The organism is Rhodococcus spelaei (assembly GCF_006704125.1).
Classification (GTDB): domain Bacteria; phylum Actinomycetota; class Actinomycetes; order Mycobacteriales; family Mycobacteriaceae; genus Rhodococcus_G; species Rhodococcus_G spelaei.
In genome coordinates this window covers 805537-817376 of record NZ_VIGH01000001.1, presented here as the reverse complement: position 1 = coordinate 817376, position 11840 = coordinate 805537, and the positions used below count along the sequence as shown (strand labels likewise).

Here is an 11840-nt window from a genome sequence, read left to right as displayed (position 1 = left end):
CGTAATGAGCACTATGACTTCGCAACCAGATCACGAGATCGTGGTGATCGGGGCGGGTCCCGGCGGTATCGCGGCGGGTGCACTGCTCAAACGCGCGGGGATCGAAGAGTTCACCATCCTGGAACGCGCGGGAGAGGTCGGCGGCAGTTGGCGCGACAATTCCTACCCGGGGATCAGCGTGGACGTACCCGCGCTCGTTTACCAGTATTCGTTCGCTCGCAAGGCCGACTGGCCAACGGCGTTTCCGACAGGTGCCGAGGTTCAGGCATATCACCAGGACGTCGCCCGCCGCTACGGTCTCTATCGGCATCTACAGTTCCACACCGAGATCGTCCGCGAAGTCTGGGACGAGACACACCGCCGATGGGCGTTGCACACCGCGGACAACGAGATCATCACGGCCAGGTTCGTGATCAGCGCGGTCGGTGCCTTTCTGCGGCCCAAAGTCGACAGTGGCATAAAGGGTCTCGATGACTTCACAGGTAGGGTGCAAAGCCCGGCCACCTGGGACCATGCATTCGATATGGCGGGTAAGCGCGTGGCTGTGGTCGGTACCGGCGCGAGTTCCGTGCAGATCACGCCCATGATCGCGCCCGAGGTAGGTCACCTCGATGTCTACCAGCGGACGCCTGTGTGGTGTGTACCCAAACCCAACTACCGAGTCCCGCGCTGGCTTCAAGCCGCCTTGCGGGTGCCAGGCGTGGCGGCGGCCCAGTCCGGGATGATATTGCTGGGGTTGGAACCCATCGCCAGACTGGCTACGTATTTGCCCTTGACTGTGGCGAAACCGTTGATGGCAGCATTCGATGCCTTCACCAAGCGGGTTTACCGAGCGTATCTCCGACGGGTCATCGATGACCCCGAAACGGCCGCCGCACTGACACCCGGCTATGGACCCATGGCGAAGCGACTCACCCTGTCGACCGGATATCCGGCGGTGTTCAATCGCGACAATGTCCGCCTGCTCACCGACGACATCGAGCGGTTCACCGAGCACGGCATCCGGACCAGCGACGGCACCGAGCATGAATATGACGTCATCGTGCTGGCAACCGGCTACGAGATGCACACCGAGCCGGAGAGTTACACCGAAGGCACCATTGTCGGGCGGGACGGATTCGATCTCGGTCAGTTCTTCCACGCCAATGGAGTACAGGCCTATGAGGGCGTGGCCATAGCCGGCCTGCCGAACCGCTGGATGCTGGTCGGACCGTATTCGTTGTCCGATATCGGATGGCACGGAATGGTGGAAACCACCGCATCACACGCTATTCGAGCGATAACGGAGGCTCGGCGCCGCCAGGCGTCGACTGTCGAGGTGAGCGAACAGGCGCACGCCGCCTACCATGCCGAGATCCGCAGGCGTGGTCAGGTCCTTCGGCACTACATCGAGACGCAGGGTGTTCCAACCTACTACCGCAACTCGCACGGTGACACGCCGTACTTCCGACCCGCCGGCGCCCTCGAAACACGTTGGCGTGGACGCCATTACCCGTTCACCGACTATCACTTCGACGCAGAGCATCAGGTTCCGGGTCGCCGTGTGGACACACCCGGTCTCCCGTGATCAGTATCTGAGGCGTACCGAGTAGTCGTCGTTGGGTCCCCCACCGGGATCGTGCCGGAGGTCCGCGGCACGATCCCGGCGTGGGCCAGTCGGCCTCATCGGCTGGCTCGGGGTACGACCTTCAGCTGATACGGCGAAAATGGGGCCGAGCGATGCGGACAGGGCCGTTTCATTCCGAATAGGGCGATAACGATCGATATGGGTGATATCACCCAAGAGGGGCACGCGCCCAGGGGGGTGTGGAAGGTCTCGACGAATCAGGAGAGATGTCATGTGCTCATCCTTCGGGACTGAATGTGTGAAATCGCCTGAACATCAACGGCGTTCGCGAAGCTACGAGATACCGAATTCGTCCTCCAACAGGTCAAGCAACGTTTGATCACTCATGGCCATGACGTCTTCCGACTGGGCTGAATCCCGAGAATCAGTCGCCCGACTGGCGATTCGCGTCAAGTTCAACAACTTCGAGTAGAACTCACTGGTCATTCTGTTGCCGTCGACCATATCCATTACTTCTCTTTCCAGGAGCGAAAGAGGTTCGGAGACATCGGTGTCGGTGAGTTGGGTGAGGATGTGCGCGGTCACCGCGTCCGGTGTCGGATAGTCGAAGACAAGCGTCGCGGGCAACCGAAGCCCGGTGACGGTGTTCAACCGGTTGCGTGCCTCGACCGCGGTCAGTGAGTCGAAGCCCAGATCCCGGAAGCTACGGCCGGCATCGATGGCCGCGCCGCTGTCGTGGCCCAACACTGCGGCGACCTGACCGCGAACAGCGTCCAGCACCAGCGTCTTTCGCTCAGCCCCGGTCAGTCCCGCCAACTGCTGCCGCAGACCCGTTACAACTCCGGTGACGCGACGGATCCCCGGTAGCAAGCCCTCGAGCAACGGAGCCAGTGTGCCCGCGCGCGCACCGGAAGCCAGCGAGGCGGTGTCCACGCGGGCAGCGACCACACCCGCGCGATGTTGCGCCACAGCGGCGTCGAACAACGCCAAACCCTGCTCGTCCGACATCGCCACCACTCCACCCCGACCAAGACGTGTGGTGTCGGCCTCGCCGAGGTGCCCGGTCATCTCGGTGCCCGCGGCCCACAAACCCCACGCGATCGACACCGCCGTCCGACCTTCACCACGGCGATACTCGGCCAACCCGTCGAGGAACGCGTTCGCGGCGGCATAGTTGCCCTGCCCCGCGGTGCCCAACACACCCGCGACCGAGGAATACAACACAAACAACGCCAGATCCAACTCACGGGTCAACTCATGCAGATGCCACGCCGCATCCGCCTTGGCCGCCAAGACTGCATCCATCCGATCCGGGCTCAACGACACCACGACACCGTCGTCGAGCACACCCGCGGTATGGACCAGGCCGGTCAACGGCGCGTCGTGAGGCACCGCGGCCAACAACTCCACGACCTCACCGCGATCGGACACATCACACGCCACGATCCGTACCCGGGCACCCAACCCGGTCAACTCCGTGACCAAGTCCTCTGCCCCCGACGCCGCCAGGCCGCGGCGACTGGCCAACACCAACGACCGCACCCCGTAATCGGTCACCAGATGCCGCGCCAGCATCGACCCCAACCCACCGGTACCACCGGTGATCAACACCGTGCCCGCCGACACCGCCGACACCACATCCGAATCCGCACAGGCCTCCCCCGCCGGGATGGACAGGGCGATCTTTCCGATATGACGCGCCTGACTGAAGTATCGGAACGCATCGCGCGCACGCCGAATGTCATATGTCTTGACGGGCAGCGGAACGATCACTTTCCTGTCGAACATCGCCCTGAGATCGACCAGCATCTCTGCGATCCGATCCGGCCCGGCATCCCACAGGTCGAATGCACGATAGTGCACTCCCGGATAGCGAGCGGCGATCTCTCCGCCATCGCGTATGTCGGTTTTGCCCATCTCCAAGAAGCGGCCGCCGCGCGGCAACAGCCGCAAGGACGTATCGACGAATTCCCCAGCCAGCGAGTCCAGAACGATGTCCACACCACGACCGCGAGTGGCCGTCATGAACTGTTCCCCGAAACGAAGTGAGCGCGAATCCCCGATGTGCTGCTCATCGAACCCCATGGAAGCCAAGGTGTCCCACTTACCCTGGCTAGCGGTCCCGTACACCTCGATTCCCCAGTATCGGGCCAGCTGGGTAGCCGCCATACCCACCCCGCCGGCAGCCGCGTGCACCAGCAGAGTCTCTCCCTGCCGGGCCCCAGCCAAATCCCGGAGACCGTAATAGGCGGTGAGGAAAACAATCGGAACCGTGGCCGCATCGGTGAACGACCATCCCTCGGGCAGGTGGACGATCAGTCTCTGATCCGTCACCACGAAAGGACCCAGACCATCTTCGATCAGCCCCATCACCCGGTCTCCGAGGACAAAGCCCTCCACCCCCGGGCCGACCTCGACGACCACCCCGGCAACTTCCATGCCCATCGCGGTGTTCCCCACGTCCACCGCACCCAGACAGATGAGAACGTCTCTGAAGTTCAGGCCACCGGCCCGCACCGCAAGACGCACCTGCCCCTGCCCCAATGGTTGATCCGCGGCACCGCACGGGTTCAGCCTGAGCCCGTCGACAGTCTCGTCGCCGGCTTCCAGCCGCCACGACATCGACTCCGGTACAACCAGACCCAGCGAATCGGTCAGCCGGGTCAGTCGGGCCAGGTGCAGCACCCCCCCGCGGACCATCACCTGGGGTTCACCACAAGCCAACACCTCCGCCAACGCGACCCCCGGCAGGTCGACAGAGTGATCGGTGTCCAGGAGTACGAACCTGTCCGGGTCCTCCGACTGCGCCGAACGCACCAAACCCCACACCGCGGAACCGGCCAGATCAACGATCTCCTCACCGTCGCGTGCGACAGCCCCGCAGGTCGACACCACCAGCATGCTCCCGGCGAACCGCGACTCACCCAGCCAAGCCTGCAAGCCGACCAGCACGTCAGCGGTCGCCCGATGCACCCGCCGCGGCACATCCTCGGCGGTGCAGCCGATCTCGCGCCGGTCCAGCACCACCACCGGCGGCACCGACGCAGTATCGTCGCGCGTCCACGCCAAGAATCCCTCGACCGTGGTGAACACCCGAGACTCCGGTACCGACCCCGAACTCGGGATCGGAGTCGGCGCTGGCGTCCACTGGACCGCGCACAACCGCTCACGCGTGCGCGTGGCACCCAATTGTCCCGGTGACACCGGCCGCAAGGTCAACGACCCAGCCGTCAACACCGGACGCCCGGCCGTATCGGCAACCTCGATCGCCACCGCGCCGGGACCGGAATCGGTCGGCCTGATCCGGGCCCGCACCACCGACGCGCCGACCGCGTGCAGCGACACCTCCGACCACGCGAACGGCAACATCACCTCGCCACCGGATTCGGTATCCATCACCTTGGCGTGCAGCACCGAATCCAACAACGCCGGATGCAGCCCGAACCCCGACGCATCACTCACCGAATCCGGCAACGAAGCCTCGACGAACAACTCCTCACCACGACGCCACAGCGACCGCAGCCCCTGGAAGGTCGGACCATAGTCATAGCCGAGGTCCGCCAACACCGCATACAGATCCGCCACCGCCACCGCTACCGCATCACGCGGCGGCCACACCGCCAACCCCTCCGACACCGCGTCGGCGGCAACCGAATTCGCGGAATCGACACCCTTTCCCGCAAGCATTCCCTCGGCATGAGTGACCCACCCCGCCTGCGGTTCCCCGGCAGCACGGGAATACACCATCACCCGCCGAACACCCTGTTCCTGCCCATCGTGCCCATCGACCACGACCTGCAGCTGCACCCCGGCCTCGGCGGTCAACACCAACGGGGTCGTCAATGTCAGGTCCCGCAACACCGGGCAGCCGACCTCCTCCCCTGCCCGCATCGCCAACTCCACGAACCCGGTACCGGGGAACAACACCACCCCACCGACCGCGTGGTCGACCAGCCACGGCTGCGACGCCAAGGACAACCGACCCGTCAACACCACCGCACCCGTGTCCGCGGACGCCATAACCGCACCCAACAGCGGATGCCCGGCCCCGGCCAACCCCAGCGACACCGCGTCACCGGTCGCGGTCGACGTCAACCAATAGCGGCGACGCTGGAACGCATACGCGGGCAACTCGATTCGACGACCACGGCCCTGACTCGCCGCATCCCACACCACATCGACACCCGACACATCCAACCGGGCCATCGAACGCGTGAACGCGATCGCGCTGTCCTCGCCGCGCACCAGCGAACCCACGATCACCGGGTCATCGCTGTTCGGAGGATTGCTGCTGCCGGGATCTGCTGCCTCGCAGATCTGTTCGATGTCGACGGTCAGCAGCGGGTGTGGGCTCGCCTCGACGAACACGCCGTATCCGTCGCGATGCAATGCCCGCACGGTCTGCTCGAAACGCACCGTTTCCCGCAGATTGCGGAACCAGTACGCGGCATCCAATTCGGTCGGGTCCAGGATCGTGCCGGTGACGGTGGAATAGAACACCACCCCCGACGAACCCTTCGGACCGATGGAATCTTGTGAACGCGGCTGGATTTCGGTCAGTACGTCGAGCAGGTGATCGCGTAGTTGTTCGACCTGGGGAGAATGCGAGGCGTAATCCACTGCGATCCGACGGGCGCGAACATCGAGTCGCTCACACTCGGTCAGGAACAACCCCACCTGCCCGATGTCACCGGACACCACTGTCGACCCCGGGCCGTTGACCACAGCCACCGCCAACCCGTCGAACCTCTCGAGCAGCCGCTCGACCTGCTCGACCGGGAGCCCGACCGCCACCATCGCACCCTGACCGGCCAACGCCGTCAACGCCGCCGCCCGCAGAATCACGATCCGGGCGGCATCCGCGAGCGACAACGCACCGGCCACATAGGCTGCGGCGATCTCACCTTGAGAATGACCCACCACGGCATCGGGTTCCACACCGACCGAACGCCACAACTGTGCCAGCGACACCATCACCGCGAACAACACCGGCTGCACAACCTCGACACGCTCCAGCGAGGGCGCACCTTCGCCGCCGTCGAGCACCTCGAGCAGCGACCAGTCCACCAACGTGGAGAACACCCGATCACACTCGGTCATGGCTTCTGCGAACACCGGCGAGGAAGCCAGCAACTCCCGCCCCATCCCCAGCCACTGCGCACCCTGACCCGGGAACACCAACACCGTCTTACCGTGTCTACCGACAACCCCCGACACCACCGCACCAACATCGGCGGCGCCGGCGGGTAGCCCCCGCGCCACCGTGTCGAGCCCGCCCAGCAACTGCGCCCGATCCCCGCCGACGATCACCGCACGATGCTCGAATCGCGAACGTCCGGACAATGTCGCGGCCACATCCATCGCATCCGCATCCGGACGCTGCCCCAGATAGGTCGACAACCGAGCCGCCTGCTCCGCCAACCCATCCCGGGTTCGCGCCGACACCACCCACGCTACCGGCGCCGACCCATCTATCGGTGTCCGTCGTTGCGGTGCCGGCTCGCTCACCGGTGCCTGTTCGAGGATCACGTGGGCATTGGTGCCGCTGATACCGAACGCCGATACCGCGGCCCGTCGCGGACGATCGGCCTCCGGCCAGTCCCGTGCCCGACTCAGCAGCTGAGCGTGTCCTGCGGTCCAATCCACATGCGAGGACGGTGCGTCCACGTGCAGCGTCTCGGGCAGCACCCCGTGGCGCAGGGCCTGCACCATCTTGATCACCCCGGCCACGCCGGCAGCCGCCTGGGTGTGCCCGATATTGGACTTGACCGAACCCAACCACACCGGTTCCGAATCACGATCTCGCTGACCATAAGTCGCCAGCAACGCCTGGGCCTCGATCGGATCACCCAACGTGGTGCCAGTGCCGTGCGCCTCCACCACATCGACCTCGGCCGCAGACACCCCTGCATTGGCCAGCGCACGCCGAATCACCCTCTGCTGCGAAGGCCCGTTCGGCGCCGTCAATCCATTCGACGCACCATCCTGATTCACCGCCGAACCACGCACCACCGCCAGCACCTGATGCCCGTTGCGTTGCGCATCGGACAACCGCTCCAGCACCAGCACACCCGAGCCCTCACCCCACGCTGTCCCGTCAGCCGCCTCCGCGAACGGCTTACACCGACCATCCGGCGCCAACCCCCGCTGCCGCGAAAACTCGACGAACATTCCCGCGGTCGCCATCACCGTCACACCACCCGCCAACGCCAGCGAGCACTCTCCCGACCGCAACGCCGCCGCAGCCTGATGCACGGCCACCAAACCCGCCGAACACGCCGTATCCACCGATACCGCAGGGCCTTCCAACCCCAATACGTACGACACCCGACCCGACACCACACTCGCTGTCACACCGGTGAACCCGCCATCCGCGACCCCGTCGCCATCACCGGCGCCGACACCGTAGGACTGGTCGATCACACCGACGTACACGCCGGTGTCGCTGCCTCGCAGCGTCGCAGGCCGGATTCCGGCGTGTTCGAGTGCCTCCCACGCCGTTTCCAGCAGGATCCGCTGCTGGGGGTCCATCCCGATCGCCTCACGCGGACTGATCCCGAAGAACCCGGCATCGAACTCGGCTGCGTCATAAAGGAATCCGCCCGCCTTCGTGTACGACTTGCCCGTCACACCCGGCGCCGGATCGAACACCCCGTCCCAGCCGCGGTCGGCCGGGAAATCCGAGATCACATCACATCCGTCAACCAGCAACTGCCACAACTCTTCCGCGGAAGACACCCCACCCGGAAACCGACACCCCACGCCCACGATCGCCACCGGCTCCGACGACGACACCACCGGCACCGATTCCCATGCCGTAGCGGCATCGGTGTCGGTGAGCCGAGCGAGGATGTGCTCGGTCACGGCGTCCGGTGTCGGATAGTCGAAAACCAGGGACGCAGGCAACCGCAAGCCCGTGACGGTGTTCAGCCGGTTGCGTGCCTCGACCGCGGTGAGCGAGTCGAAGCCCAGATCCCGGAAATTACGGCCGGCATCGATGACCGCACCGCTGTCGTGGCCCAGCACGGCGGCAACCTGACCGCGAACAGTGTCCAGCACCAGCGCCTTCCGCTCGGCGTCGGTCAGTCCCGCCAACCGCTGCCGCAGACCCGCCACAACTCCCGGCGCGCCACGGACCTCCGGATGGGCGGCCTCTGACAACCCGGACGACTCCGCATCGCCTACCCCCGACGAACTCAACCAATACCGGCGACGCTGGAACGCGTAACCCGGCAGCTCCACACGCCGACCACGCCCCCCCGACACCGCATCCCACACGACGTCCACACCCGCCACATCCAAACGAGCCATCGAGCGGGTGAACGCGAGAACAGTGTCCTGGTCGCGCTGCAACGAACCCACGATGACCGGGTCCCGGCCATCGTCGGAAGCCGAAGCCTCACAGATCTGTTCGATGTCGACACCCAGCAACGGGTGCGGGCTCGCCTCGACGAACACGGTGTACCCGTCCCTACGCAACGCCTGCACAGCCTGCTCGAAGCACACCGTGTCCCGCAGATTCCGGTACCAATAGTCCGCATCCAACCCGGCCGAATCCAGGACCGTGCCGGTGACAGTCGAATAGAACGCCGCCCGCGACGATCCGGTCTCGAGTGATGGTGTCCGGTCTGTGGTCAGTGCCTGCATCAGGTGATCACGGAGCTGGTCGACCTGGGGCGAATGCGAGGCGTAGTCCACCGCCACCCGCCGCGCACGAACACCACGACGCTCACACTCACCCAACAGCGACTCCAACGGCCCGCTCGCGCCGGAAACCACCGTCGACCCAGGGCCATTGACCACGGCCACCGTCAACCCTTCTAACCCCTCGAGCAGCTCCTCGACCCGCTCCCGCGACGCGAATACCGACGCCATCGCGCCCTGACCCGCCAACGCTGCCAACGCCGCCGACCGCCGGATCACGATCCGGGCGGCATCCTCGAGCGACAACCCGCCCGCGACATGAGCCGCGGCGATCTCACCCTGGGAATGACCCACCACCGCATCGGGTATGACGCCGACCGAACGCCACAACTCCGCCAGCGACACCATCACCGCGAACAGCACCGGCTGCACGATCTCGACGTGTTCGAGCCACCCCGCATCATCGGTGGCAAGCACATCCAGCAACGACCACTCCGCCAAAGGAGCGAACGCCCGATCGCACTCGGCCATCTTCTGCGCGAACACCGGAAACCGAGCCGACAATCCCCGGCCCATCCCCAGCCACTGTGCACCCTGACCCGGAAACACCAATACCGTCTTGCCATGCGCACGTGCGGTTCCCGACACCACACCATCACCAGGCACCCCTTGGGCCACCGCCGCCAAAGCGCCCAACAGCGCCGTTCGGTCCCCGCCCACGACCACCGCACGCTGCTCGAACCGCGACCGGCCCGCCAAGGTCACCGCCACATCCACCGGATCCACATCCGAACGCTCGAGCAGATAACGCGACAACCGACTCGCCTGCCCCGCCAACGCTTCCGGCGTCCGACCCGACACCACCCACGCGACCGATCCGTCCACACCGGTCACCGGATCGGTCACCGGATCGGTCACCGACTCCGGCGCCTGCTCGAGGATGACGTGGGCATTGGTGCCACTGACACCGAACGACGACACCGCGGCACGACGCGGCCGATCGACCATCGGCCAGTCGCGTTGCTCGGTGAGCAGCTCCACCCGCCCAGCATTCCAATCCACCTGTGTGGACGGCGTATCCACGTGCAGCGTCTTGGGCAAGATTCCTCGGTGGAGCGCCTGAACCATCTTGATCACCCCGGCCACACCGGCAGCCGCCTGGGTATGCCCGATGTTGGATTTGACCGACCCCAGCCACACCGGCCGATCCTCCGGCCGGTCCTGCCCATAGGTGGCCAGCAACGCCCGCGCCTCGATCGGATCACCCAACCTGGTCCCCGTGCCGTGGGCCTCCACCACATCGACCTCGGCCGCAGACACCCCTGCATTGGCCAACGCACGCCGAATCACCCGCTGCTGGGAGCGACCGTTCGGTGCGGTCAAGCCATTCGACGCACCATCCTGATTGACCGCACTACCCCGCACCACTGCCAATACCTGATGCCCGTTGCGTCGGGCATCGGACAACCGCTCCAGCACCAGCACACCCGAGCCCTCCCCCCACGCCGTGCCGTCGGCGGCGTCGGCGAATGGCTTACACCGACCATCGACAGCGAGCCCCCGCTGCCGGGAGAACTCGACGAACGTCGCGGGTGTGGACATCACCGTCACACCACCGGCCAGCGCCAGCGAACACTCTCCCGACCGCAACGCCTGAACAGCCAGATGCAGCGCCACCAACGACGACGAGGCCGAGGTGTCCACCGAAACTGCCGGGCCCTCCAACCCCAACACGTACGACACCCGGCCCGACACCACGCTGGATGAACTGCCGGTCAATCGATAGCCCTCGACGTCGACCGGAACCTGCCGGCCGGCGCCGACCCCGTAGTCGTTGTGCATCACCCCGCAGAACACTCCGGTGTCGCTTCCGCGTAGCGCCGATGGGTCGATGCCCGCTGATTCCAGCGCCTCCCATGCGGTTTCCAGCATCACTCGCTGCTGTGGGTCCATCGCCAACGCCTCGCGCGGACTGATCCCGAAGAACTCGGCGTCGAACTCGGATGATTGTTGGAGGAATCCGCCCACGCGTACGTAGGACTTGCCCGGCACACCCGGCTCCGGGTCGTACAGGTGTTCCAGGTCCCAGCCGCGGTCCGCCGGGAAGTCTGATAGACCATCACGACCGTCAACTACCAACTGCCACAGGTCATCTGAAGACTCCACACCGCCGGGAAACCGGCAGCCCGTACCCACAATCGCGATCGGCTGCGTCCGCTCAGGCTCATCATCGAGAACCTCAGCGCGCCCTGGATTTACCCGAGTCATACCAATTCCCCATCCAAGTCAAATGAAGTTGGGTTGCGATGTGTTGTCGTAGGTATCCGTCGAGATCAACCACGAAATGGTCGAGAAGGGAATCGGCCACGTTGACGATCTGGTGTGTTCCGGGCTGGACCAATCCAGGGTCAAACCGAACCCTGAATTTCTAGGTGTCCACCGCGGTGCAGGCCGCTGCGATGGTCATCGGAAGGTCGACACTGCATTCGCAATAATGGGCGAAGGCATCCAGTATCCGAAATGCCGCGATCGCCGACATATGACTCCTCATGCCTGAATTCCCACCCCTCAGATCCGGCTGAACTGGCGAGCAGAAACCCGAAAGCCAGAACGGATGTGCTCGCGCAGG

Annotated in this window: 2 protein-coding genes; one reads left to right on the top strand and one right to left on the bottom strand. The window is 65.2% G+C overall.

Annotation, left to right across the window (positions count from 1 at the left end; all coding sequences use genetic code 11):
• The first annotated feature begins 4 nt into the window (after nucleotides 1-4).
• Nucleotides 5-1567: a flavin-containing monooxygenase gene (locus tag FK531_RS03760; protein WP_246097807.1), complete on the top strand. Its 1563-nt coding sequence runs from the start codon at nucleotides 5-7 to the stop codon at nucleotides 1565-1567.
• Nucleotides 1568-1900: 333 nt separating this feature from the next.
• Here the strand turns inward: FK531_RS03760 and FK531_RS03755 are convergent, their stop codons facing one another.
• The gene (locus tag FK531_RS03755; RefSeq protein WP_142095254.1) at nucleotides 1901-11479 is read right to left on the bottom strand and encodes a type I polyketide synthase; all 9579 of its coding nucleotides are present in this window, start codon (nucleotides 11477-11479) and stop codon (nucleotides 1901-1903) included.
• Between the last annotated feature and the right edge of the window lie 361 nt (nucleotides 11480-11840).

Excerpts from the sequence above, each read along its gene's own strand:
- FK531_RS03760 (WP_246097807.1), top strand. The coding sequence starts at position 5 with ATGAGCACTATGACTTCGCAACCAGATCACGAGATCGTGGTGATCGGG.
- FK531_RS03755 (WP_142095254.1), bottom strand. The coding sequence starts at position 11,479 with ATGACTCGGGTAAATCCAGGGCGCGCTGAGGTTCTCGATGATGAGCCT.